General features: G+C 71.0%; 24 protein-coding genes, 1 pseudogene and 1 riboswitch. Of the genes and pseudogenes, 19 read left to right on the forward strand and 6 right to left on the reverse strand.

Going from position 1 to position 24,436, the window contains the following annotated elements:
- Positions 1 to 8 precede the first annotated feature (8 nt).
- Entirely contained in the window at positions 9 to 833 is an 825-nt protein-coding gene (locus MQN93_RS00300) for an inositol monophosphatase family protein (RefSeq protein WP_242707787.1), read from the forward strand.
- Between the two features lie 122 nt (positions 834 to 955).
- Here the strand turns inward: MQN93_RS00300 and MQN93_RS00305 are convergent, their stop codons facing one another.
- Entirely contained in the window at positions 956 to 1,120 is a 165-nt protein-coding gene (locus MQN93_RS00305; RefSeq protein ID WP_016432180.1) for a hypothetical protein, read from the reverse strand.
- 322 nt (positions 1,121 to 1,442) lie between these two features.
- On the opposite strand from MQN93_RS00305, the gene MQN93_RS00310 reads away from it, so the two are divergent.
- The 4 genes from MQN93_RS00310 (at position 1,443) to MQN93_RS00325 (ending at position 4,974) form a co-directional block, all read left to right on the forward strand.
- Positions 1,443 to 2,096 (forward strand): response regulator transcription factor, encoded by a 654-nt coding sequence (locus MQN93_RS00310; RefSeq protein ID WP_016432179.1) that lies wholly within the window; start codon positions 1,443 to 1,445, stop codon positions 2,094 to 2,096.
- Positions 2,097 to 2,102: 6 nt separating this feature from the next.
- Complete coding sequence (locus MQN93_RS00315) at positions 2,103 to 3,344, forward strand: sensor histidine kinase (protein ID WP_016432178.1); 1,242 nt, start codon at positions 2,103 to 2,105, stop codon at positions 3,342 to 3,344.
- Positions 3,345 to 3,737: 393 nt separating this feature from the next.
- On the forward strand, positions 3,738 to 4,034 hold the full coding sequence (locus MQN93_RS00320; protein ID WP_005481602.1) for a DUF4193 domain-containing protein: 297 nt from the start codon (positions 3,738 to 3,740) through the stop codon (positions 4,032 to 4,034).
- 13 nt (positions 4,035 to 4,047) lie between these two features.
- Complete coding sequence (locus MQN93_RS00325; RefSeq protein WP_242707788.1) at positions 4,048 to 4,974, forward strand: hypothetical protein; 927 nt, start codon at positions 4,048 to 4,050, stop codon at positions 4,972 to 4,974.
- 4 nt (positions 4,975 to 4,978) lie between these two features.
- Here MQN93_RS00325 and MQN93_RS00330 read toward each other — a convergent pair whose 3' ends face one another.
- Complete coding sequence (locus tag MQN93_RS00330) at positions 4,979 to 5,443, reverse strand: DUF3093 domain-containing protein (protein WP_242707789.1); 465 nt, start codon at positions 5,441 to 5,443, stop codon at positions 4,979 to 4,981.
- A gap of 58 nt (positions 5,444 to 5,501) precedes the next feature.
- Between MQN93_RS00330 and MQN93_RS00335 the strand changes: the two genes are divergently transcribed.
- From MQN93_RS00335 to MQN93_RS00375, 9 genes are all read left to right on the forward strand, one after another.
- On the forward strand, positions 5,502 to 6,086 hold the full coding sequence (locus MQN93_RS00335) for a PaaI family thioesterase (protein ID WP_037780275.1): 585 nt from the start codon (positions 5,502 to 5,504) through the stop codon (positions 6,084 to 6,086).
- On the forward strand, positions 6,083 to 6,643 hold the full coding sequence (gene dut, locus MQN93_RS00340) for a dUTP diphosphatase (RefSeq protein ID WP_016432174.1): 561 nt from the start codon (positions 6,083 to 6,085) through the stop codon (positions 6,641 to 6,643). The genes MQN93_RS00335 and dut overlap by 4 nt, the downstream gene beginning before the upstream one ends.
- Position 6,644: 1 nt before the next feature.
- Positions 6,645 to 7,397: a DUF3710 domain-containing protein gene (locus MQN93_RS00345; RefSeq protein WP_016432173.1), complete on the forward strand. Its 753-nt coding sequence runs from the start codon at positions 6,645 to 6,647 to the stop codon at positions 7,395 to 7,397.
- Between the two features lie 160 nt (positions 7,398 to 7,557).
- Complete coding sequence (locus MQN93_RS00350; RefSeq protein WP_242707790.1) at positions 7,558 to 8,736, forward strand: alginate lyase family protein; 1,179 nt, start codon at positions 7,558 to 7,560, stop codon at positions 8,734 to 8,736.
- 71 nt (positions 8,737 to 8,807) lie between these two features.
- Positions 8,808 to 9,500 (forward strand): ABC transporter ATP-binding protein, encoded by a 693-nt coding sequence (locus MQN93_RS00355; protein ID WP_242707791.1) that lies wholly within the window; start codon positions 8,808 to 8,810, stop codon positions 9,498 to 9,500.
- A 126-nt stretch (positions 9,501 to 9,626) separates the two neighbouring features.
- Positions 9,627 to 12,176 (forward strand): ATP-binding protein, encoded by a 2,550-nt coding sequence (locus MQN93_RS00360; protein ID WP_242707792.1) that lies wholly within the window; start codon positions 9,627 to 9,629, stop codon positions 12,174 to 12,176.
- Complete coding sequence (locus tag MQN93_RS00365) at positions 12,170 to 12,889, forward strand: response regulator (protein WP_016432169.1); 720 nt, start codon at positions 12,170 to 12,172, stop codon at positions 12,887 to 12,889. Before MQN93_RS00360 ends, MQN93_RS00365 begins: the two co-directional genes overlap by 7 nt.
- A 46-nt stretch (positions 12,890 to 12,935) precedes the next feature.
- Positions 12,936 to 13,334 carry an OB-fold nucleic acid binding domain-containing protein gene (locus tag MQN93_RS00370; RefSeq protein ID WP_037780270.1) on the forward strand — a complete coding sequence of 133 codons (399 nt, stop codon included), beginning with the start codon at positions 12,936 to 12,938 and terminating at the stop codon, positions 13,332 to 13,334.
- Positions 13,335 to 13,337: 3 nt separating this feature from the next.
- Complete coding sequence (locus tag MQN93_RS00375; RefSeq protein WP_016432167.1) at positions 13,338 to 14,105, forward strand: DUF3159 domain-containing protein; 768 nt, start codon at positions 13,338 to 13,340, stop codon at positions 14,103 to 14,105.
- A gap of 75 nt (positions 14,106 to 14,180) precedes the next feature.
- Here the strand turns inward: MQN93_RS00375 and MQN93_RS00380 are convergent, their stop codons facing one another.
- Together MQN93_RS00380 and MQN93_RS00385 are read right to left on the reverse strand one after the other, a co-directional pair.
- On the reverse strand, positions 14,181 to 14,858 hold the full coding sequence (locus MQN93_RS00380; RefSeq protein WP_242707793.1) for a potassium channel family protein: 678 nt from the start codon (positions 14,856 to 14,858) through the stop codon (positions 14,181 to 14,183).
- Positions 14,858 to 15,529: a potassium channel family protein gene (locus tag MQN93_RS00385; RefSeq protein WP_016432165.1), complete on the reverse strand. Its 672-nt coding sequence runs from the start codon at positions 15,527 to 15,529 to the stop codon at positions 14,858 to 14,860. The genes MQN93_RS00380 and MQN93_RS00385 overlap by 1 nt, the downstream gene beginning before the upstream one ends.
- A 435-nt stretch (positions 15,530 to 15,964) precedes the next feature.
- On the opposite strand from MQN93_RS00385, the gene MQN93_RS00390 reads away from it, so the two are divergent.
- From MQN93_RS00390 to MQN93_RS00410, 5 genes are all read left to right on the forward strand, one after another.
- The gene (locus MQN93_RS00390; RefSeq protein ID WP_242707794.1) at positions 15,965 to 18,019 is read left to right on the forward strand and encodes an APC family permease; all 2,055 of its coding nucleotides are present in this window, start codon (positions 15,965 to 15,967) and stop codon (positions 18,017 to 18,019) included.
- A 124-nt stretch (positions 18,020 to 18,143) separates the two neighbouring features.
- Positions 18,144 to 19,472: a class I SAM-dependent RNA methyltransferase gene (locus tag MQN93_RS00395; RefSeq protein ID WP_242707795.1), complete on the forward strand. Its 1,329-nt coding sequence runs from the start codon at positions 18,144 to 18,146 to the stop codon at positions 19,470 to 19,472.
- A 112-nt stretch (positions 19,473 to 19,584) separates the two neighbouring features.
- On the forward strand, positions 19,585 to 20,130 hold the full coding sequence (locus MQN93_RS00400) for a hypothetical protein (protein ID WP_242707796.1): 546 nt from the start codon (positions 19,585 to 19,587) through the stop codon (positions 20,128 to 20,130).
- Between the two features lie 94 nt (positions 20,131 to 20,224).
- Positions 20,225 to 20,371: riboswitch (cobalamin riboswitch) on the forward strand.
- A gap of 34 nt (positions 20,372 to 20,405) precedes the next feature.
- Positions 20,406 to 20,627 (forward strand): CbtB domain-containing protein, encoded by a 222-nt coding sequence (locus MQN93_RS00405; protein ID WP_016432160.1) that lies wholly within the window; start codon positions 20,406 to 20,408, stop codon positions 20,625 to 20,627.
- 21 nt (positions 20,628 to 20,648) lie between these two features.
- Positions 20,649 to 21,410, forward strand: coding sequence for a CbtA family protein (locus MQN93_RS00410; RefSeq protein ID WP_016432159.1), 762 nt, complete (start codon positions 20,649 to 20,651; stop codon positions 21,408 to 21,410).
- 71 nt (positions 21,411 to 21,481) lie between these two features.
- On the opposite strand, the gene MQN93_RS00415 is transcribed toward MQN93_RS00410, so the two are convergent.
- Together MQN93_RS00415 and metE are read right to left on the reverse strand one after the other, a co-directional pair.
- Positions 21,482 to 22,072 (reverse strand): histidine phosphatase family protein, encoded by a 591-nt coding sequence (locus MQN93_RS00415; protein WP_242707797.1) that lies wholly within the window; start codon positions 22,070 to 22,072, stop codon positions 21,482 to 21,484.
- 32 nt (positions 22,073 to 22,104) lie between these two features.
- Positions 22,105 to 24,424: pseudogene (metE, locus tag MQN93_RS00420) on the reverse strand (5-methyltetrahydropteroyltriglutamate--homocysteine S-methyltransferase).
- Between the last annotated feature and the right edge of the window lie 12 nt (positions 24,425 to 24,436).

Raw genomic sequence — 24,436 nt, forward strand, 5'->3', positions numbered from 1 at the left:
GGAGCGCCGTGACCGACCCGACCGACCCCCTGCACCAGGAGCTGCTCGCCCTCGCCCAGGAGGCCGCCCGCCGCGCCGGCGCGCTGCTGAGGGACGGCCGTCCGGCCGACCTCGCGGTCGCCGCGACCAAGTCGAGCCCGATCGACGTGGTCACCGAGATGGACATCGCGGCGGAGAAGCTCATCACGGACCTGATCTCCGAGCACCGCCCGGACGACGGCTTCCTCGGCGAGGAGGGCGCCTCCACCGAGGGCACGAGCGGCATCCGCTGGGTGATCGACCCCCTCGACGGCACGGTCAACTACCTCTACGGGCTGCCCACTTGGTCCGTCTCCATCGCGGCCGAGCAGGACGGCGACACGGTCGTCGGGGTGGTCGCGGCCCCGATGCGCGGCGAGACGTTTCACGCGGTCCGCGGCGGCGGGGCGCGCGCCACGGGTGCCTGGGAGGGCGAGCGCGAGCTGGCCTGCCGGCCGGCGCCGCCGCTCGCCGAGGCCCTGGTCTCGACGGGCTTCAACTACGTCAGCGAGGTCCGCAGCCACCAGGCCGAGGTCGCCCGGAAGCTGATCCCCCTGCTGCGCGACATCCGCCGCAGCGGCTCGGCCGCGGTCGACCTGTGCGACGTGGCGTCCGGCCGTCTCGACGGCTACTTTGAGCGCGGGCTCAACGCCTGGGACCTCGCGGCGGGCGACCTCATCGCCCGGGAAGCGGGCGCGCTGACGGGTGGACGCCCCGGAGAGCGCCCCGGACGCGACCTGGCGATCGCCGGTACTCCCGGCGTCTTCGAGCCCCTCCAGCGCCTCCTGGAGGACTTCGGCGCCTGGCACGACTGACCGGGTGACCTACGGCCTGCGCACCGGTGAACCGCCGGTGAACGCGGTCCCGGAACAGCACAGCGGGCCCCCGGCGCTGGATTCGCCGAGGGCCCGCTGCCGCGCTGACAGCCGATCGAACGCTACGCGCCGACCTCCACACCGTGTTCGGCGGCGAGGCGGCGCAGGTCGTCGAGCTCGCCCTGCTCGACCTCGACGAGGAAGTCGTCGCCTTCGTCGCGAGCCCGCGTCAGGTCGGACTCGGTCGTCCTTATGCGCTGCAGAAGTCCTGCGGTGAAAGCGTCCATGCTGCGCCCCCTCGTCCTGGGTCGTGGGTCGGTGGCACGGGGGTGTGCCGTTCGGAAGGGGCGATCACGTCTCGCGACAAGCGGAGTGCGCCGTGCCGCATGGTGCTGCGGCACTAGCAGAGCGTGATCGCGGGGTATGAACCGTCCTCCCCCCGCTTCCTTCCGTGGAAACCTCAACCCGACGACAAAATCTTTGATTCCCGGGACTCACACCTGGTCTTCATCCGGGCCTCATCCGCCGCCCACCCGTCTTACTGCCGACTTATGGCCGAAAAGGGCAGGATGGAGGCACACAGCCAGGACCACAGGAAGGACAAGGGACGTGCGTGTACTCGTCGTCGAGGACGAGCAGCTGCTCGCCGATGCGGTGGCCACCGGACTGCGCCGGGAGGCCATGGCCGTCGACGTCGTGTACGACGGCGCGGCCGCCCTGGAGCGCATCGGCGTCAACGACTACGACGTGGTCGTCCTCGACCGTGACCTCCCGCTCGTGCACGGCGACGACGTGTGCCGCAAGATCGTCGAACTGGGCATGCCCACGCGCGTGCTCATGCTCACGGCCTCCGGCGACGTCAGCGACCGCGTCGAGGGGCTGGAGATCGGCGCCGACGACTATCTTCCCAAGCCCTTCGCCTTCAGCGAGCTCATCGCACGCGTGCGTGCCCTCGGCCGGCGCACCAGTGTGCCGCTGCCGCCGGTCCTGGAGCGCTCCGGCATCAAGCTCGACCCCAACCGCCGCGAGGTCTTCCGCGACGGCAAGGAGGTCCAGCTCGCGCCCAAGGAGTTCGCCGTCCTGGAGGTGCTGATGCGCTCCGAGGGCGCGGTCGTCTCCGCGGAACAGCTCCTGGAGAAGGCCTGGGACGAGAACACCGACCCGTTCACGAACGTCGTGCGCGTGACCGTCATGACCCTGCGCCGCAAGCTGGGCGAGCCCCCCGTCATCGTCACCGTGCCCGGCTCCGGCTACCGGATCTGATACGCAATGGCCGCAACACCCGCTCTCCCCACCGCGCCCCCCAAGCCCACCTGGGACCCCCGCAAGCCCGAGCCGCCGTTCCCGTGGCTGCGCCCCACCATCCGTATACGGCTCACTCTGCTGTACGGCGGCATGTTCCTGATCGCCGGCATCCTGCTGCTGTCGATCATCTATCTGCTGGCGGCCCAGGCCCTGCACGAGGGCAGCGGCCAGAGCTTCCAGCTGTCGGGCACGAACCTCGACATAAGCAGCCCCACCTGCCCCAAGCTCAACCAGGCGACCAGCAACGACCAGTTCAACTCGATCCTCGCGTCGTGCGAGTCCGTCCAGCGCCAGCACGCACTGGACGACCTGCTCAGCCGCTCGCTGCTGGCCCTGCTCGGCCTCGCCGTGATCGCCTTCGCCTTCGGCTACGCGATGGCCGGCCGCGTCCTGTCGCCGCTCGGCCGGATCCTGCGTACGGCACGCGCGGTGGCGGGCTCGGACCTGTCCCGCCGTATCGAACTGGACGGCCCGGACGACGAGATCAAGGAACTGGCCGACACCTTCGACGACATGCTGGAGCGCCTCCAGCGCGCCTTCACCGCACAACAGCGCTTCGTCGGCAACGCCTCGCACGAACTGCGCACCCCGCTCGCGATCAACCGCACGCTGCTGGAGGTGCATCTCTCGGACCCGGGTGCGCCGGTGGAGCTGCAGCAGCTCGGCAAGACGCTGCTGGCCACCAACGAACGCAGCGAGCAGCTCGTCGAGGGCCTGTTGCTGCTCGCCCGCAGCGACAACCAGATCGTCGAGCGCAAGCCGGTGGACCTCGCCGAGGTCGCCGAGCAGGCGGTCGACCAGGTGCGCGCGGAGGCCGACGCCAAGGGCGTGGTGATCCGCGGGGAGCAGAAGCCCGCGATCGTCCAGGGCAACGGCGTGCTGCTGGAGCGGATCGCCCTGAACCTGGTGCAGAACGCCGTGCGGTACAACGTGCCGGACGACGGCTGGGTGGAGGTCACCACCGACGTCCAGCACGGGCAGGCGGTCCTGGTGGTGACCAACACCGGGCCCGTCGTACCGGCGTACGAGATCGACAATCTCTTCGAGCCGTTCCGGCGGCTGCGCACGGAGCGCACGGGCAGCGACAAGGGCGTCGGCCTCGGTCTGTCCATCGTCCGGTCCGTGGCCCGGGCGCACGGCGGCCACATCTCGGCACAGCCGCGTGAGGGGGGTGGACTCATGATGCGCGTGGCGCTGCCGATCTGACATCATGCCGCGGGCACACGGGGATGTTCGCTTTGCGCGGAATTTCCGGGCCGCCCGATGGGCTGTCCCGTGTGTGATCGATCACAAGGGCGATTTTCCGGCCATCTACTCTCCGTGATCATGAGGGCTTCCGGAAAGCCGGGAAAATCCGGGTTTTCGGGTCACCTGATCACGGGAAGTACAGGGTGAGATGCCTTTGAACAGCGGCATGGGGACCGTGTACGGTCCGGTTCGCCATCCAAGCCGATCACTCTTGAGGAGTCCGGTTGGGTGTCGATTGAGTAACAGACCTTGATGTGAGGCAAAATCTCCGCCTCGGGTCGGGCACAAGTCCGGCCTCTCACGCGTTACGTGCGCTGGAGACACCGCAGACACCCAGAGGGGGAGAGCGACATGGCAACGGATTACGACACTCCACGCAAGACCGACGACGACGTCGACTCGGACAGCCTTGAAGAGCTGAAGGCCAGGCGGAACGACAAGTCGACGTCCGCCGTGGACGTCGACGAGTTCGAGGCCGCCGAAGGCCTGGAGCTGCCCGGCGCGGACCTCTCCAACGAGGAGCTGGCCGTCCGGGTGCTGCCCAAGCAGCAGGACGAGTTCACCTGCATGAGCTGCTTCCTGGTGCACCACCGCAGCCAGCTGGCCCGGGAGAAGAACGGCCAGCCGATCTGCCGCGACTGCGACTGAGGACGGGTCGGCCGTGACTGGCTCGACCCCTCCTTGGAAGCGCCGCTCCCTGCCGCAGGGAGCGGACGAAGGGCCCGTTGGCGGCCCTCACGGCGCGCGTGACGACGAGCGGGGCCCATCCGATGTGACGCCCGATGACGAGGGGCGCACGGGATCGGCCTCGCTCGAACCGACGGCCGGCCGGGGTGACCGCCCGGTTGCGTCGCAGCCCCCCGCGCCCGTCGCCAGACGGCGGGCCGCGGTCATCCGCGACAAGGCCAGGGAAGGCGTCCGCAAGGGCGGCAGCGCGGCCAGGGCGGGCCTGGCGTACGTCGCCGACCGGATCATCGAGATCGCCCCGCGCGTGCCCGTACGCGACCTCGCGACGCTCCGCAGGCAGTTCCCGGGCCTGGGGCCCGAGCAGCTCGCGGACAAACTCGTGGCGGGCGCCTCCGCCGCGACCTCGACGGTCGGAGCGGGGATCGGAGCGGCGGCGATGCTGCCCGTGCCGCCCGCGATGCCCACGGAGATCGCCGCCGAGATCACCGGCGTCGCCGCGATCGAACTGAAGCTGATCGCCGAACTCCACGAGGTCTACGGCGTACGCCCGCCCGGCAACCTCAAGCAGCGCAGCACCGCGTATCTGAACTCCTGGTCGGGCGAGCGCCGGGTCGACGTGACGAAGCCGTCGACCGTGACCGCGGCGCTCAACAGCCATGCCAAGCAGCAGCTGCGCCAGCAGATCATGAAGCGCACGGTGCGCGACCTGCCGAACCTGATGCCCTTCATGGTGGGCGCGGCGGTGGGCGCGGTCATGAACCGGCGGGACACCAGAAAGCTCGCCGCCCGCATCCGCAAGGACCTGCGCGAGGTCCAGGTGCCCTGGGACGCGCTGCCCGCGCTGCCCCCGCTGGAGGAGCCCGCGGACCCGCTTCGGATCGAGGGCGGCTACGAGGGCTGAGCCCCTAGGCCGCCGCCTCCCGCGCCGCCTTCAGCGCCTCGGCCAGCCGCTCCGGCTCCCGCGTCGACAGATACAGGTACGGCGTCGGGTCCTCGGGGTCCGTGACCACCACGCGCAGCGCCCTCGGGATGTAGGCGCGCAGCAGCAGGAAGGCGCGGGTGTCGGCCTTGTGCGTGCGCCAGGCGCGCGCCTCCTCCCGGTCCAGGACCTCCGCCTCTCCCAGCGCCGTGACCGGGATCTTCGCGTCGCCCGCGATCAGCGAGCCGCCCACCACACGGATGCGGACCGAGCCGTACGAACTCGCCATGGCGGCTGCCACCGCGGTGCCGCCGACCAGACCGCCGAGCAACGGCAGGGTGCCGAAGGGCAGCAGGATCAGGGCGAAGGAGACGCCCACCAGGAAGGAGATCAGCCACCACGAGCGCGGGGCCGTGAGGCGTTCTTCGTAGGGGGTGGTGGAGAGCTGCATGGAGCCAAGCTTGACACGGTGTCCGGATCGCGCGGACGCGCGGGTAAGGTCTGCGGCTGTGAGTGGTACTTCCGCAGCTCTTCAGCCCCCCGCCGACGCGGTGAAACCCGTGCGGCACCGCGATGCTCCCGTGCCGGGTGAGCTTCTCGGTGCCCACTACGAACAGTGTTTCGGATGCGGTGGCGAGCAGGCGCACGGGCTGCATCTTCAGGCGCGGGCCGGCGAAGGTGTCAGCATCACCGCCGAGTTCACCGTCCAGCCCGCCCACCAGGGCGCTCCCGGCCTCGCGCACGGCGGGGTGCTGGCGACCGCGCTGGACGAGACCCTCGGCTCGCTGAACTGGCTGCTGCGGACCATCGCCGTGACCGGACGGCTGGAGACCGACTTCGTGCGGCCGGTGCCGGTCGGCACCACCCTGTATCTGACGGCCGAGGTGACCGCGGTGGCGGGCCGCAAGATCTACTCGACCGCCACCGGACGCCTCGACGGCCCCGACGGTCCCGTGGCCGTCCGCGCCGACGCCCTGTTCATCGAGGTGAAGGTCGACCACTTCGTCGACAACGGCCGCCCGGAGGAGATCCGCGCCGCCATGAGCGACCCCGATCAGCAAAGGCGTGCCCGCGCCTTCGAGGTGAACCCGTGAGCCGTGCCCCCCGCGAGGAACTGGACGTGCAGCTCGTGCGCGTCGACCCGGACGTACCGCTTCCGTCGTACGCGCACCCCGGTGACGCCGGTGCCGATCTGCGCACCACCGAGGCGTGCGAACTGGCGCCCGGTGAGCGGACCGTGCTGCCCACCGGGGTGTCGATCGCCCTCCCGGAGGGGTACGCGGCCTTCGTGCACCCTCGATCCGGTCTGGCCGCCCGCTGCGGTGTCGCTCTGGTGAATGCCCCGGGGACGGTTGATGCCGGGTACCGTGGGGAGATCAAGGTGATCGTGGTGAATCTCGACCCGCGCGAGGCCGTGCGGTTCGAGCGCTTCGACCGGATTGCCCAACTGGTCGTCCAGCAGGTCGAGAGGGTCCGCTTCCGTGAGGTCGCGGAGCTTCCCGATTCGGTGCGGGCCGAAGGGGGCTTCGGGTCCACCGGAGGCCATGCCGCGGTGGCCGGGACGAGCAGCACGGACGGTCAGGCCGCCGAGGGCGGCCGGGCGGGTGGGAATCGATACGCTTCGGTCGTATCCGACCGGGAAGGACAGTGACGTGTTCGGACGTCGCAATAAGAAGGGTGCCGCCGAGGACGCGGCCGGCGAGGCCGAGCAGGTCGTCGACAGCGTCGACACTGAGGCGGACGAGGAGCGCGAGCGCGTGAGGCTCGAACCCGGGCCGCGGCCCGACGGACCGTGGGACGCCACCGAGGTGCGCGATCCCGCAGAGGGTCGTGTGGACCTGGGCGGCATGTTCGTGCCCGGGGTCGACGGCATGGAGCTGCGGGTCGAGGTCGCGGGCGACGCGATCGTCGCGGCGACCGTCGTGCTGCGCGACAGCGCCATCCAGCTGCAGGCCTTCGCCGCTCCCAAGCGCGAGGGCATCTGGGGCGAGGTGCGCGAGGAGATCGGTGCGGGCATCACCCAGCAGGGTGGGATCATCGACGAGGTCGAGGGCCCGCTGGGCTGGGAGCTGCGCGCCCAGGTCCCGGTGCAACTGCCGGACGGCACGGGCGGTTTCCAGGTGGTGCGGTTCGTCGGTGTGGACGGTCCGCGCTGGTTCCTGCGCGGTGTGATCTCGGGGCAGGGCGCGGTGCAGCCGCAGGCGGCCGGTCTGCTGGAGCAGATCTTCCGGGACACGGTCGTGGTCCGCGGCGAGGGCCCGATGGCGCCCCGCGACCCGATCGTCCTCAAGCTGCCGAACGACGCCCAGATGGTCCCCGAGGGTGTCCAGCAGGAGGAGGGCTCGCGCTTCTCCGGAGGCATGGGACAGCTGCAGCGCGGACCGGAGATCACCGAGGTCCGGTAGCTCCGCCCGACGCGAAGATCAGGAGCCGCACTCCCCGGGGGTGCGGCTCTTTCATGTGCGTGACCTCTTGACGGTGCATTGGTCTGTACCTACCGTTCCGGCACGCGTCTGTTCATAAAGGCGCTTCACGTTCACATACGAGAACGGAAGGCCCCCCACTATGCGCCGTACCGCCCTCCTCGCGACCGCCTCCGCGCTTGTCGTGGGCATGCTCGCCTGGCCCAGTGCCCGGCACGCCGACGCCGCCCCCGCCGCCTTCGTCCACCCCGGAGTCACCGTCTCCCAGGCGCAGTTGGAGTTCACCCGCACCAAGGTCAATGCGGGCGCCCAGCCTTGGAAGAGCGCCTTCGACCAGATGATGGCGAGCAAGTACGCGGACCTGAACCGCACGCCGAAGCCGCGCGCGACGGTCGAGTGCGGCTCGTACTCGAACCCGAACTACGGCTGCACGGACGAGCGTGAGGACGCGATCGCCGCGTACACCGACGCGCTCGCCTGGTACATCACCCGCGACGACCGGTACGCGAAGAAGGCGATCGAGCTGATGGACGCCTGGTCCGCCGTGATCAAGGACCACACCAACAGCAACGCGCCCCTGCAGACCGGCTGGGCCGGCTCCTCCTGGCCGAAGGCCGCCGAGATCATCAAGTACACGTACACCGGGAGCTGGCCCAACTCCGGCCGCTTCGCGACCATGCTCCGCGACGTCTACCTCCCCGAGATCATCAACGGCTCCAACTCCAACGGCAACTGGGAGCTGACGATGATGGAGGCCGCCGTCGGCATCTCCGTCTTCCTGGAGGACAAGGCGTCCTACGACAAGGCCATGGCGACCTTCCGGACCCGTACGGCCGCGTATGTGTACCTCTCCTCCGACGGCGACCTGCCGAAGACGGTGCCCAGCCAGCACCTCGACACCAAGCAGAAGATCGTCAACTACTGGCAGGGGCAGTCCACCTTCGTCACCGGGCTCACCCAGGAGACCTGCCGCGACTTCACCCACACCGGATACGGCATCTCCTCGATCTCCCACGTCGCCGAGACCAGCCGGATCCAGGGCCAGGACCTCTACGGCACCGACGTCGGCGAGCGGCTGCGGCAGGCGCTCGGGTTCCAGTCCAAGTACCAGGTGGGCGCCGCCGCGCCGAGCTGGCTGTGCGGCGGGTCGCTGAAGCTGGGGCTCGGGCCGGTCACCGAGGTCGGCTACAACGCCCTGCACAACCGGCTCGGCATCGCGATGACCAACACCCAGACGCTGACCGAGCGGCAGCGCCCGGCAGGCAGCAACAACCTCTTCGTCGCCTGGGAGACCCTCACCCACGGGGACAATCCGAACTGACCGACCGTTGAAGGACCGGGCGCCCGATGGTGATACTGGCGCCCGGCCGACGGCTTGACGGGGGAGGGCGCATGAGCCAGGTGGTCACCGAGACCATGGTGCGGGTGGAGGACGTCCACAGGTCCTACGGCCAGGGCGCCGCCGCCGTGCACGCCCTGCGCGGTGTCTCCTTCGAGGTGCCGCGCGGCGAGCTCGTGGCCCTCAAGGGCCGCTCGGGATCGGGCAAGACGACGCTGCTGAACATCGTCGGCGGACTCGACACACCGGACCGGGGGCGGGTCGCCGTCGACGGCGTCGACCTCTCCGAGCTCGGCGAGGACGGGCTGCTGGCACTGCGCCGCGACCGCGTCGGCTTCGTGTTCCAGTCCTTCGGGCTGATCCCGATCCTCACGGCCGCCGAGAACGTGGGCGTGCCGATGCGGCTGCGCCGGACCGACGTGCACGAGCGCGAGGAGCGCGTCGAGCTGCTGCTCGCCCTCGTCGGCCTCGCCGACCACGCGGCACAGCGGCCCGGCGAGCTGTCCGGCGGCCAGCAGCAGCGCGTCGCCATCGCCCGCGCCCTCGCGAACAGCCCCTTGCTGCTGATCGCCGACGAGCCGACCGGCCAGCTGGACGCGGAGACCGGCCATGCCGTCATGGAGCTGCTGCGGGCCGTCGTCCACAGCGAGCAGGTCACCGCCCTCGTCGCCACCCATGACGCGACCCTGCTGGACCTGGCCGACCGGGTCCTGGAGCTGAGCGACGGGGAGATCGTCGAGCACTGATCCGCGCAGCCCGTCAGGGATGCGTCAAAGACGCCACTCACCCCGACTCTCGTCCCATTTGTCCGGAAGATTGGCCGTAAGGTCGACGCTGCGTGCGCAGCACGGAACGGGAAGACAATAGGGGCCATGGGACGCGGCAAGCTTCGGATCTACCTCGGTGCGGCACCGGGCGTCGGCAAGACGTACGCCATGCTCTCCGAGGCGCACCGGCGCGTGGAGCGGGGCACCGACTGCGTGGTGGCCTTCGTGGAGCACCACGGCCGCCCGCGCACCGAGGTCATGCTGCACGGCCTGGAGGAGATCCCGCGCAGGGAGTTGGAGTACCGGGGCAGCACGTTCACCGAGATGGACGTGGACGCCGTGCTGGCCCGCGCCCCCCAGGTGGCCCTGGTCGACGAACTCGCCCACACCAACGTCCCGGGTTCCCGCAACGCCAAGCGGTGGCAGGACGTCGAGGAACTCCTCGCGGCGGGCATCGACGTCGTGTCCACCGTCAACATCCAGCACCTGGAGTCGCTGGGCGACGTGGTCGAGGCGATCACGGGCGTACGGCAGCGGGAGACCGTTCCCGACGAGGTGGTGCGCAGGGCGGACCAGATCGAGCTGGTCGACATGTCGCCGCAGGCGCTGCGGCGGCGGATGGCGCACGGCAACATCTATCAGCCGGACAAGGTCGACGCGGCGCTGTCGAACTACTTCCGGCCCGGGAATCTCACCGCCCTGCGGGAGCTGGCGCTGCTGTGGGTGGCCGACCGGGTCGACGAGTATCTGAAGCAGTACCGCAGCGAGCACCGGGTCTCGAAGATCTGGGGCTCGCGGGAGCGGATCGTGGTCGGCCTGACCGGCGGCCCGGAGGGCCGGACGCTGATCCGGCGGGCCGCGCGGCTGGCGGAGAAGGGCGCCGGCGGCGAGGTGCTGGCCGTCTACATAGCGAGCAGCGACGGGCTCACGGCCGCCTCACCCAAGGAACTGGCCGTGCAACGCACCCTCGTCGAGGACCTCGGCGGCACCTTCCACCACGTCGTCGGCGACGACATACCGGCGGCGCTGCTCGACTTCGCGCGCGGGGCCAACGCCACCCAGATCGTGCTCGGCGTCTCCCGGCGCAAGACCTGGCAGTACGTCTTCGGGCCGGGCGTCGGCGCCACGGTCGCCCGGGAGTCGGGGCCCGACCTCGACGTCCACCTGATCAGCCACGGCCAGGCGGGCAAGGGGCGCGGGCTGCCGGTGTCCCGCGGGGCACGGCTCGGCCGCTCCCGGATCATCGCCGGCTGGGTGGTCGGCGTCGGCCTGCCCGCCGTCCTGGCGGTCCTGCTCAACACCGTCCACCTGGGCCTCGCCAACGACATGCTGCTGTTCCTGGCGGTGACGGTCGCCGCCGCCCTGCTCGGCGGACTGCTGCCCGCGCTGGCCTCGGCCGCGGTCGGCTCCCTGCTGCTGAACTACTTCTACACACCGCCCCTGCACCGCTTCACCATCGCCGACCCCAAGAACATCGTCGCCATCGCGATCTTCGTCGGCGTCGGAGCCTCCGTGGCCTCCGTCGTCGACCTCGCGGCCCGCCGCACCCACCAGGCGGCCCGGCTGCGCGCCGAGTCGGAGATCCTCTCCTACCTCGCGGGCAATGTGCTGCGCGGCGAGACCGGCCTCGAAGACCTGCTGGAACGGGTGCGCGAGACCTTCGGCATGGAGTCGGCGGCCCTGCTGGAACGGGAGAGCGACCACGACCCGTGGACCTGCGCGGGCCGCGCCGGGCTCGGACCGCCGGTGGACCGGCCGGAGGACGCCGACGTCGACGTGCCCGTCGGGGACCGGCTGGCGCTGGCGCTCACCGGGCGGGTGCTGCCCGCCGAGGACCGCCGGGTGCTGGCCGCGTTCGCCGCCCAGGCCGTCGTCGTACTGGACCGCCGGCGGCTGCAGGAGGAGGCCGACCGGGCCCGCGCGCTGGCGGAGGGCAACCGCATCCGCACCGCGCTGCTGGCCGCCGTCAGCCACGACCTGCGCACCCCGCTCGCCGGGATCAAGGCGTCGGTGTCGTCGCTGCGCTCGGACGACGTGGCCTGGTCCGAGGAGGACCGGGCGGCGCTGCTCGAAGGCATCGAGGACGGCGCGGACCGCCTCGACCACCTCGTGGGCAACCTCCTGGACATGTCCCGGCTGCAGACCGGCACGGTCACCCCGCTGATCCGCGAGGTCGACCTCGACGAGGTCGTCCCCATGGCGCTGGGCGGGGTGCCCGAGGGCAGCGTCGCGCTTGAGGTGCCCGAGACCCTGCCCATGGTCGCCGTCGACCCCGGGCTGCTGGAGCGCGCGATGGCCAACCTGGTCGAGAACGCCGTCAAGTACAGCCCGCCCGGCACGGCGGTCCTGGTCGCCGCGAGCGCCATCGCCGGCCGGGTGGAGGTACGGGTCGTCGACCGCGGTCCCGGAGTCCCCGACGAGGCCAAGGAGCGCATCTTCGAGCCCTTCCAGCGCTACGGCGACGCTCCGCGCGGAGCAGGCGTGGGCCTCGGGCTCGCCGTGGCGCGCGGCTTCACCGAGGCCATGGGCGGCACCCTCGACGCCGAGGACACCCCCGGCGGCGGCCTCACCATGGTCCTCACCCTGCGCGCTGCGGCGCCGCACGCGCGGGACCTTCTCCACCCGGCGGAACCCGAAAGGCAGGCCACATGGTGAGCCCTACCGGGGGTACCCCCCAGGCCCCCACGAGGGTGCTCGTCATCGACGACGAGCCGCAGATCGTCCGCGCCCTCGTGATCAACCTCAGGGCGCGCAAGTACGAGGTCGACGCGGCCCACGACGGCGCGAGCGCCCTTCAGCTGGCCGCGGCCCGCCACCCCGACGTCGTCGTCCTCGACCTGGGGCTGCCCGACATGGACGGCGTCGAGGTGATCAGGGGGCTGCGCGGCTGGACCCGCGTGCCGATCCTGGTGCTGTCCGCCCGGCACACCTCCGACGAGAAGGTCCAGGCGCTGGACGCCGGCGCCGACGACTACGTCACCAAGCCCTTCGGCATGGACGAGCTGCTGGCCCGGCTGCGCGCCGCGGTCCGCCGCGCCGAGCCGCTCGGCGCCGGCGAGAACGACGTGCAGACCGTGGAGACGGAGGAGTTCACCGTCGACCTGGCCGCGAAGAAGGTCAACCGGGGCGGCAGGGACGTACGGCTGACGCCCACGGAGTGGCATCTGCTGGAGGTGCTGGTGCGCAACACGGGCCGGCTGGTGAGCCAGAGGCAGCTCCTCCAGGAGGTGTGGGGTCCGTCATACGGCACCGAGACGAACTACCTGCGGGTGTACATGGCGCAACTGCGCAGGAAACTCGAGGCCGATCCGTCCCACCCGAAGCACTTCATCACCGAGCCGGGCATGGGCTACCGGTTCGAGCGCTGAGGCCGCGGGTACGTAGCCGTCAGTGCACCCCGGTACGCTTCAAGACATGAGTGCTGTTCCTCGTTCCGAAAAGCCGGTGGGCCGGTTCCGGCGCATGCTCGACCGGCTCTCCTCCTCGCAGGAGGACCTGGAGTCGGAGGAGCTGCGGGAGGACACCGAGACCACCGGCTGCACCCGCATCGGTGACTGCCACGACCGACAGATCGTGACGGTTACTGGTACCTTGCGCACGGTCACCCTGCGGCCGCGTGCGGGCGTCCCGGCCCTGGAGGCCGAGCTGTTCGACGGCTCCGCCGCGCTGGACGTGGTGTGGCTCGGGCGGCGCTCCATCGTCGGGATAGAGCCGGGGCGCAGACTGATCGCATCGGGCCGGATCTCGATGAGCCGGGGCCGCCGGGTGCTGTTCAATCCGAAATACGAACTGAGACCCCTCGGACGGGAGTAGCCGGTGACGTCGCTCGACAAGCCGACCGAAGACACTCAAGCCGACGACATGCGGACGGTGACGGAGGCCGCGCTCTTCGAGGCGTTCGGCGGAGTCCGGGGCATGGTCGAGACGGTGCTGCCCGGCCTCCTCTTCGTCACCATCTACACGATCAACAAGGACCTGCACTGGTCGGCCATCGCCGCCCTCGCGGTGTCCCTGCTGCTCGTGGTGGTCCGGCTGGTCATGCGGGACACCGTCAAGCACGCGTTCAGCGGCGTCTTCGGCGTCGGCTTCGGTGTCGTCTTCGCGATGATGACGGGCAACGCCAAGGACTTCTATCTGCCCGGCATGCTCTACACGCTGGGCCTGGCGCTGGCGTACATCGTCACCACCCTGTGCGGAGTCCCGCTGCTCGGACTGATCCTCGGGCCGGTCTTCAAGGAGAACCTCTCCTGGCGCACCCGCAACCCGGGCCGCAAGACGGCGTACTCCAAGGCCAGTTACGCCTGGGGCCTGATCCTGCTCGCCAAGTGCGCGATCCTCTTCCCGCTGTACTGGTGGGCGGACACCACCCAGCTGGGCTGGGTTCTGGTCGCCCTCAAGATCCCGCCGTTCCTGCTGGCCGTCTGGCTGACCTGGGTCTTCCTCGCGAAGGCGCCGGCGCCGATCGACGTGTTCGCGGAGATGGAGGCGGAGGAGCAGGCGGAGAAGGAGCGCAAGGCAGCCCTGGCCGCGGAGCGCGTGGAGCACGGGGACGCGGCGGGCGGCAGGCACCGCCGGGAGGCCTAGTTCTCGGCTACGACGACGAAGGGCGCCCCCGCAGGAAGAGGGGCGCCCTTCGTCGTCGTAGCGGACAAGCGGTGGCTAGCCCGTCGCGTTCTCGCGGCGCATCGACAGCAGGTCCTCCAGCTGTTCCTCCCGGGCCTGTGCGGCCACGAACAGCAGCTCGTCGCCCGGTTCCAGGGAGTCGTCGCGGGAGGGGGTCAGGACCCGGGTGCCGCGGATGATGGTGACCAAGGAGGTGTCCTCGGGCCACTCCACGTCGCCGACCTGGGTGCCGGCCAGTGCCGACTCCTCCGGCAGCGTCAGCTCCACCAGGTTCGCGTCGCCGTGGCTGAAGCGGAGCAGCCGGACCAGGTCGCCGACGCTCACCGCCTCCTCGACCAGGGCGGACATCAGACGCGGGGTGGAGACGGCGACGTCGACACCCCAGGACTCGTTGAAGAGCCACTCGTTCTTGGGGTTGTTGACGCGGGCCACGACGCGCGGGACGCCGTACTCCGTCTTGGCCAGCAGGGAGACGACCAGGTTGACCTTGTCGTCGCCGGTCGCGGCGATCACGACGTTGCAGCGCTGCAGGGCCGCCTCGTCCAGGGACGTGATCTCGCAGGCGTCGGCGAGCAGCCACTCCGCCTGCGGGACGCGCTCGACCGAGATGGCGGTCGGCGCCTTGTCGACGAGCAGGACCTCGTGGCCGTTCTCCAGCAGTTCGCCCGCGATCGAGCGACCGACCGCGCCGGCTCCGGCAATGGCGACCCTCATCAGTGACCGCCCTCCTCTTCGGGACCCTTGGCGAAGGACGCCTCGACCTTGTCGACCTCGTCGGTGCGCATCATCACGTGCACCAGGTCGCCCTCCTGCAGCACCGTCTGCGAGGTGGGCAGCACCGCCTCACCGAGCCGGGTCAGGAACGCCACGCGGACCCCCGTCTCCTCCTGCAGTCTGCTGATCTTGTGACCGACCCAGGCGGGGGAGGCGTGCACCTCGGCGAGCTGGACGCCGCCGGTGGGGTCGCGCCACAGCGGCTCGGCGCCCGAGGGGAGCAGCCGGCGCAGCATCTGGTCGGCCGTCCAGCGGACCGTTGCGACGGTGGGGATGCCGAGGCGCTGGTAGACCTCCGCACGGCGGGGGTCGTAGATGCGGGCCGCGACGTTCTCCACACCGAACATCTCGCGGGCCACGCGCGCGGAGATGATGTTCGAGTTGTCGCCGCTGGACACGGCGGCGAAGGCGCCGGCCTCTTCGATGCCGGCCTCGCGCAGGGTGTCCTGGTCGAAGCCGATGCCGGTGACCCGGCGGCCGCCGAATCCGGGGCCGAGGCGGCGGAAGGCGGTGGGGTCCTGGTCGATCACGGCGACCGTGTGCCCCTGCTGCTCCAGGGTCTGGGCCAGAGCGGAACCCACTCGTCCGCAGCCCATGATGACGATGTGCACGACCGTCCTTCCGGTGTCAAGAATCACAGCTCGGCCAGATCAGGGTCTCAGACCGACGCCCAAAGCTACACACCGGCGATAGGACGTCGGCACCCCTGTGCACGGTTGCCTCGCGGCGTGCGACGTCAGCGCCTGCTGATGCTGCGGACGCTGGCGAGGGTCAGGATTCCGAGGCCGACGAGGGCCGCCGCGGCGCCGATGAACTCTGCGTTGGCGTGCATGGAACCTCCGGGGAGCGGCACGGGCGGTGACAGCCGGGGAAGTGGGGCGGTGCTTGTCATATAGGCATGACGTTCGGTCGTCCCGCGGAATCCGCAGCGGTCCCACGCCTGTTTTCACCCGGAGGGCAGATGCGCGACGGGGCGGGGTGCCGGATCACGGCCGAGGGTGGGGGAGGTGGTTCAGCAGCCGTTCGAACGCCTACGATTACCTGTTGTGTCCAAACTGACCGACGTGCCCAAGCGGATTCTGATCGGGCGCGCTCTGCGCAGCGACCGGCTGGGTGAAACGCTCCTGCCGAAGCGCATCGCCCTCCCCGTCTTCGCTTCCGACCCGCTGTCCTCGGTGGCGTACGCGCCCGGGGAGGTGCTTCTGGTCCTTTCCGTCGCGGGTGTGTCGGCGTATCACTTCAGTCCCTGGATCGCGGTCGCGGTCGTGGTGCTGATGTTCACCGTGGTCGCCTCCTACCGGCAGAACGTGCACGCCTACCCCAGCGGTGGCGGCGACTACGAGGTGGCGACCACCAACCTCGGGCCCAAGGCGGGCCTGACCGTGGCCAGTGCCCTGCTGGTCGACTACGTCCTGACCGTGGCGGTCTCGATCGCGTCCGGCATCGAGAACCTGGGCTCGGCGATCCCGTTCGTGGTCGAGCACAAGGTGTTCTGCGCGGTCGCGGTGATCGTGCTGCTGACGCTGATGAACCTGCGCGGGGTGAAGGAGTCGGGCAAGCTCTTCGCGATCCCGACGTACGTCTTCGTCGGCGGCGTGTTCATCATGATCGCGTGGGGTGCGTTCCGTGCTCTGGTGCTCGACGACACGATGCGGGCGCCGACGGCGGGCTTCACCATCAAGGCCGAGCACCAGGGGCTTGCCGGGTTCGCGCTGGTGTTTCTGATGCTGCGGGCCTTTTCGTCGGGGTGTGCGGCGCTGACCGGTGTGGAGGCGATCTCCAACGGTGTGCCGGCCTTCCGCAAGCCCAAGTCGAAGAACGCGGCGACGACGCTGGCGGCGATGGGCCTGCTGGCGGTCACCATGTTCTGCGGCATCATCGTGCTCGCGTTGACGACCAAGGTCCGCATGGCCGAGAACCCGGCCACCGACCTGCTCAAACACGGGGTCGGGGTGGGCTCGGACTATGTGCAGAACCCGGTGATCACGCAGGTCGCCGAGGCCGTGTTCGGCAAGGGCAGCTTCTTCTTCGTGGTGCTGGCCGCGGCCACCGCGCTGGTGCTGTTCCTGGCCGCCAACACCGCCTACAACGGCTTCCCCGTCCTCGGCTCGATCCTCGCCCAGGACCGCTACCTGCCCCGCCAGCTGCACACCCGCGGCGACCGCCTCGCCTTCTCCAACGGCATCGTCCTGCTGGCCGGCGCCGCGATGCTGCTGGTGGTCATCTACGGCGCCGACTCCACCCGGCTGATCCAGCTGTACATCGTCGGCGTGTTCGTGTCCTTCACGCTCAGCCAGACCGGCATGGTCCGGCACTGGAACCGCCACCTGGCCACCGAACGGGACCCGGCCCAGCGCAGCCACATGATCCGCTCGCGCGCCATCAACACCTTCGGCGCCTTCTTCACCGGCCTGGTCCTGGTCGTCGTCCTGGTCACCAAGTTCACCCACGGCGCCTGGGTGGCGCTGCTGGGCATGTGCATCTTCTACGCGACCATGACGGCCATCCGTAAGCACTACGACCGCGTCGCCTCCGAGATCGCCGCCCCCGACGGCCCCAGCGACGACAGCGTCCGGCCCTCCCGGGTGCACTCCGTGGTCCTCATCTCCAAGATCCACCGGCCCACCCTGCGCGCCCTCGCCTACGCCAAACTGATGCGCTCCGACTCCCTGGAAGCCCTCACCGTCAACGTCGACCCGACCGAGACCAAGGCCCTGCGCCAGGAGTGGGAGCGGCGCGGCATCGACGTCCCGCTGAAGGTCCTGGACTCGCCCTACCGCGAGATCACCCGGCCGATCATCGAATACGTCAAGGGACTGCGCACCGAGTCCCCGCGCGACGCCGTCTCCGTGATCATCCCCGAATACGTGGTCGGCCACTGGTACGAGCACCTGCTGCACAACCAGAGCGCCCTCCGGCTCAAGGGCCGCCTGCTGTTCACCCCCGGCGTCATGGTCACCTCCGTGCCCTACCAGCTCGAATCCTCCGAAGCCGCCAAACTCCGCGCCCGCAGGCGCCAGGACTGGAACGCACCCGGCTCGGTGCGCCGCGGACCCGCCCAGACGGGCCGCTCCAAGGAACACACGGGCAGCCAGGGCTGACGACGCCCGCCGGTCGGGCGCTCATCGGCCGGGCGCTCGCCGGTCAACGGCCGGACGACACCCACGTAGACTGGTGGGCTGTTGTCCGGCCGTTTCGCATCCGACGTTGTGGAGTCACCCCGCCATGCAGGCAGAACCGAAGAAGTCGCTGGTGGGGGAGGAGTACGAGGTCGAGGTCGGCCCCGTCGCCCACGGCGGGCACTGCATCGCCCGTACCGCCGAGGGCCAGGTGCTCTTCGTCCGGCACGCGCTGCCCGGCGAGCGGGTCGTGGCGCGGGTGACCGAGGGCGAGGAGGGGGCCCGCTTCCTGCGCGCGGACGCCGTGCGGGTGCTGGAGGCGTCCAAGGACCGCATCGAGGCGCCCTGCCCCTACGCCGGTCCCGGCCGCTGCGGCGGCTGCGACTGGCAGCACGCCAAGCCGGGCGCGCAGCGCCGGCTGAAGGGCGAGGTCGTCGAGGAGCAGCTGCGGCGGCTCGCGGGCCTGACCCCCGAGGAGGCCGGCTGGGACGGCACCGTGATGCCGGCCGAGGGCGACAAGCTGCCCGCGGGCGAGGTGCCCGCCTGGCGCACGCGCGTGCAGTACGGGGTGGACGCCGAGGGCCGCGCCGGACTGCGCCGCCACCGCTCGCACGAGGTCGAGCCGATCGACCACTGCATGATCGCCGCCCCCGGAGTGAGCGAGCTGGGCATCGAGAAGCGCGACTGGACGGGCATGGCCTCCGTCGACGCGATCGCGGCGACCGGTTCGCAGGACCGCCAGGTGATCCTCACGCCGCAGCCGGGCGCCCGGCTGCCGATCGTGGAGCTGGACAAGCCGGTGTCGGTGATGCGGGTCGGCGAGAAGGACGGGGGCGTGCACCGGGTGCACGGCCGCCCCTTCGTCCGCGAGCGCGCCGACGGCCGCACCTACCGCGTCGGCAGCGGCGGCTTCTGGCAGGTCCACCCGAAGTCGGCCGACACCCTGGTCACCGCGGTCATGCAGGGACTGCTGCCGCGCAAGGGCGAGATGGCGCTCGACCTGTACTGCGGCGTGGGCCTGTTCGCGGGCGCGCTGGCCGACCGGCTCGGCGAGCAGGGCGCGGTGCTCGGCATCGAGTCCGGCAAGCGTGCCGTGGAGGACGCCCGGCACAACCTCGCCGGCTTCGACCGGGTCCGCATCGAGCACGGCAAGGTGGAGTCGGTCCTGCCGCGCACCGGGATCACCGAGGTCGACCTGATCGTCCTCGACCCGCCGCGCGCCGGGGCCGGCCGCAAGACCGTCGAGCACCTGTCCTCCCTCGGCGCCCGCCGGATCGCCTACGTCGCCTGCGACCCGGCGGCCCTGGCCCGCGACCTGGCGTACTTCCGGGACGGCGGCTACCGCGTGCGCACACTGCGGGCGTTCGACCTGTTCCCGATGACGCATCACGTGGAGTGCGTGGCGATTCTGGAGCCTGCGGAAAAGGGGCGCTGACCTGAGCGTCTCCTGACGTGCGGCGGCTGTGGACCGCGGCGTCCTCGGTCTCCGGGGTTTCCGTGGAGCGGGTGCGGTACCCGTGGGCGGAGGCAACCCAAGGAGGCCGCAGATGAACGCTCTTTCGCAGTCCGGTGCGACCCAAAGCCGCCCGACCACAGGCAGTGCCGATCTGAAGCTGCTCGGCATCTATCTCAACGACCACCTCGCCGGCGCCACCGCCGGAACCGCGCGAGCCGGCCGTCTGGCGCGCGTCGCCCGCGGGTCCGCGCTCGGCCGCGCGATCGAGCCCGTGGCGGCGGAGATCGCCCTGGACCGGGCGGCGCTGCTGGACATCATGCGCGATCTCGGGATTCCCGTGCGCCGTTACAAGGTGTGCGCCGGCTGGGCGGGCGAGCGGATGGGACGGCTGAAGCCCAACGGGCATCTGGTGGGCGGTTCGCCGCTCGGGACCGTGGTGGACCTGGAGGCCCTGCGGCTGGGGATCGAGGGCAAGGCGGCCGGCTGGCAGACCCTGCGCAGGCTCAGCGCGACCGACGAGCGCCTGGACGCCGCCCGGCTCGACACCCTGATCGAACGGGCCCGCCGGCAGCAGGAGACGGTCGAGGAGTGGCGCGTCCGCCAGATCGAGCAGGCCCTGGCCACGACGGCCGACTGATCCCCGGCGTGCGCGCTCGTGCGAGTTCCGTGCTCCGGCGGGGAGTTGACCCGGCCGCGAGATACATCACGCCTGGTCGCGCGGTGTTGGCCAGGTCCTCGACTCACGGTACGGTCGGTGGGATATCGACGAGGGCAGGACGGAAGCCGGTGCAAGTCCGGCACGGTCGCGCCACTGTGTGCCGTCGCTTCGCAAGAGGCGAGGGCGAGTCAGACCCGTAGTCCTCGTCCTGTGCACCATCGAAAAGGGACGCGAACTCCCGGAGAGGCACTGCCATGGCGCAGCATGTCGCGCAGCCGACAGCCACCACCCCCGCTCTTCCCGCCAAGCTCCCGATCGGCGCGATCGTCCCGTGGGCGGTCTTCTTCGGCATCCTGATGCTGGTCCTGCTCTACTTCGTCGGCGCCGAGCAGGGCGCCACGTCCGTCGTCTCCGGCTCGGACGTCCATGAGTGGGTGCACGACGCCCGCCATCTGCTCGGCTTCCCCTGCCACTGACGCGAGGAAGCCGTCCCCCTCATGAACTCCGCAACGGTAAGAAATCTGCTCGTGCGGGGCATGCTCGCCGGTCTCGCCGCCGGTGTACTCGCCCTGCTCGTCGCCTACTTCCTCGGTGAGCCGTACGTCGACAGGGCGATCGGCTTCGAGGAGGCGCACGCCCACGAACACGAGACGGAGCTCGTCTCGCGCGGTCTGCAGTCCACCGCCGGCCTCGCCACCGGTGTACTGATCTACGGCGTCGCCTTCGGCGGCATCGCCGCGCTCGCGTTCTGTTTCGCGCTCGGGCGCGTCGGCCGGTTCGGCCCGCGGGCCACCGCACTGCTGCTGTCCGGCTGTGCGCTGCTCGCGGTCTACGTCGTGCCGTTCCTGAAGTACCCGGCCAACCCGCCCGCCGTCGGCAACGCCGACACCATCGGCAAGCGGACCACCCTGTACTTCCTGATGATGGTGCTCAGTGTGCTCCTCGCGATCGCGGTGACCCTCCTGGGCAAGCGCCTCGCCCCGAAGCTGGGCAACTGGTACGCAACGGTCGTCGCGGTGGCCGCGTTCGTCCTGGTGATCGGCCTGGCGTACGCGTTCCTGCCGGTCGTCAACGAAGTGCCCGAGCACTTCCCGGCCGCCGTGCTCTGGCGGTTCCGGCTCTCCGCGCTGGCCATCCAGGTCACGCTGTGGACCGGCTTCGGCCTCGCCTTCGGCGAGTTGGCGGAACGGGTGCTGAACCCCAGGCCCGCGAGGTCGGCCACGCCTTCGGCGGTCACCGCGGTCGGCAGCCGGCCGTGACCTGAACCGGAGCGAACGCAAGGGCCCGCGGATTCGTTCCGCGGGCCCTTGCGCGTCCGGTGGCAGGCGTGTCAGTCGGCGTCCTGCCGTGCCTGTAGTGGATTGCCCAGCCGCAGGTTCCAGCGGCCGGTCCTGCCGCTGATCTCCGTCGCCGTCAGCGGCGGCACGTCCGCGCGCCAGAAGGACGCCGCCGGCGCCCCCAGCGCATGGACCACCGCGGCCCGTACGACGTCCGGCTCGACCACCGCGAGCGTGCGGCCGTCCGTCCGCGACGCGGCGTCCAGCCAGCGACCGACGCGCAGGCACAGGTCCCGGACCGACTCCCCGCCGTGCGGCGCGGAGTCCGGGTCGGTCAACCACCGGGCCACCGCCTCCGGTTCGGACCCGGCGACCTCGTCGAGGGTGAGACCTTCCCAGCGGCCCGTACGCAATCCCGCCAGTTCCGCCGGGGGTTCGCCCGCGGCGAGTCCGAGCTCCGTCGCGGTCTCGCGGCAGCGCACGCCGGGGGAGACGACGACGCGCTCGGCCGGGGGCAGTTTCCCGGCCGCCGCGCGGGCCCGTGCCGCGCCGCCCTCGTCGAGCGACCCGGTGCCGTCGTAGAAACGGGCCTGGCGCAGCGACGTGCTCATGGCGGGTGAGATGAGGGTGACGCGGCTGGTCACGTTGCTCCTGCCGTCGGGGTCGGGGACCTGCCCTACAACTGTGCCAACTGTGCCCGCACCGTCCGCGCGGCCGTGACGAGGTTCTCCAGGGACGCCCTGGTCTCGGGCCAACCGCGGGTCTTCAGGCCGCAGTCGGGGTTGACCCACAGCCGTTCGGCGGGGATCGCCTCAAGACCGGTGCGCAGCAGCGCGGCGGCCTCCTCGGCGCTCGGCACGCGCGGCGAGTGGATGTCGTAGACGCCGGGCCCGGCCTCGCGCGGGTAGCCGTGGGCGGCGAGTTCGCGGGCCACCTGCATATGGGAGCGGGCCGCCTCCAGGCTGATGACATCGGCGTCGAGGTCATCGATGGCCCGGACGATGTCACCGAACTCGGCGTAGCACATGTGCGTGTGGATCTGCGTGTCCGGACGGACGCCGGCGGTGCTCAGCCGGAACGCCTCGGTCGCCCAGGCCAGATACGCCGGGCGGTCGGCGGCCCGCAGCGGCAGCGTCTCGCGCAGCGCCGGCTCGTCCACCTGGATCACCGAAGTCCCGGCCGCCTCAAGGTCGGTGACCTCGTCGCGCAGGGCCAGTGCGACCTGCCGGGCGGTGTCGGCGAGCGGCTGGTCGTCGCGCACGAAGGACCAGGCGAGCATGGTCACCGGACCGGTCAGCATGCCCTTGACCGGGCGCGAGGTGAGCGACTGGGCGTACGTCGTCCAGCGCACCGTCATCGGCTCGGGGCGGGAGATGTCGCCCGCGAGGATCGGCGGGCGGACGTACCGGGTGCCGTAGGACTGGACCCAGCCGTGCTGGGTGGCCAGGTATCCCGTCAGCTGCTCGGCGAAGTACTGGACCATGTCGTTGCGTTCGGGCTCGCCGTGCACCAGGACGTCGAGGCCGGCCTTCTCCTGGAAGGAGATCACCTCCTGGATCTCCGCCCTGATGCGCTCCTCGTAGTCGGCCGCGTCGATCCGGCCCGCCCTCAAGTCCGCGCGGGCGGTGCGCAGTTCACCGGTCTGCGGGAAGGAGCCGATGGTCGTGGTCGGCAGCAGCGGCAGACCGAGGAGGGCGCGCTGCGCGGCGGCGCGTTCGCGGTACGGCTGGGAGCGGCGGGGTGTCGGCCTCGGTGACCGCGGCGGCGCGGGCGCGCACGGCGGGGTCGCGGGTGATGGGGGAGGCGGCGCGGCCTGCCAGGGCGGCGCCGTTCGCGGCCAGTTCGGCGGTGATGGCGTCGGTGCCCCGGCTCAACCCCTTGGCCAGGGTGACGATCTCGGCGGTCTTCTGCCGTGCGAAGGAGAGCCAGCGCAGGATCTGCGGGTCGATGTCGCGCTCGGCGGCGGCGTCGAGGGGGACGTGCAGCAGGGAGCAGGAGGCCGCGACGTCGACCCGGTCGGCGAGTCCGAACAGGGTGCCGAGGGTGCCGAGGGACTGCGCGAGGTCGTTGACCCAGACATTGCGGCCGTCGACGACGCCGGCCACCAGGCGCTTGCCGGGCAGTCCGCCGACGGCGGCCACGGCGTCCAGATTGGCCGCGGCGGCCCCGGTGAAGTCCAGGGCGAGTCCTTCGACGGGGGCCTTGGCCAGGACGGGCAGGGCGTCCCCGAGGCGGTCGAAGTAGGAGGCGACCAGCAGCCTGGGCCGGTCGCCGAGGCCGCCGAGGTCGCGGTAGGCGCGGGCGGCGGCGTCGAGTTCGGCCGGGGTGCGGTCCTGGACGAGGGCGGGCTCGTCGAGCTGCACCCATGCGGCACCCGCGGCGCGCAGATCGGCGAGGACCTCGGCGTACACCGGCAGCAGCCGGTCCAGCAGGGTGAGCGGGTCGAAGTCCGCGGGCACGCCCGGCGCGGGCTTCGACAGCAGCAGATAGGTGACGGGACCGACCAGCACGGGGCGGGCGGCGAGCCCGAGGGCGCGCGCCTCCCCGAGCTCGGCCAACTGCTTGACGGGGTTGGCCGCGAAGACCGTGTCCGGGCCCAACTCCGGCACCAGATAGTGGTAGTTGGTGTCGAACCACTTGGTCATCTCCAGCGGCGCGACGTCCTGGGTGCCGCGGGCCATCGCGAAGTACCCGTCCAGGGCGTCAGCTCGGACGGCGGCGCGGTGGCGGGCGGGGATCGCGCCGACCATGACGGTGGTGTCCAGGACGTGGTCGTAGTACGAGAAGTCGCCGGTCGGCACCTCGTCGATGCCTGCCTCGGCGAGCGAACGCCAGGTGGCGGCGCGCAGTCGGGCGGCCGTGTCGTGGAGGGCGTCGGCGTCGATGCGGCCCTTCCAGTAGCCCTCGACGGCCTTCTTCAGTTCCCGGCCGGGGCCCTGCCGGGGATGGCCGTACACGGTGGCCCCTGCTGCCGCGGCTGCGGACTTTGCTGTCACGGAGATCTCCTT

It is taken from the genome of Streptomyces spinosisporus (genome assembly GCF_022698145.1).
Classification (GTDB): domain Bacteria; phylum Actinomycetota; class Actinomycetes; order Streptomycetales; family Streptomycetaceae; genus Streptomyces; species Streptomyces spinosisporus.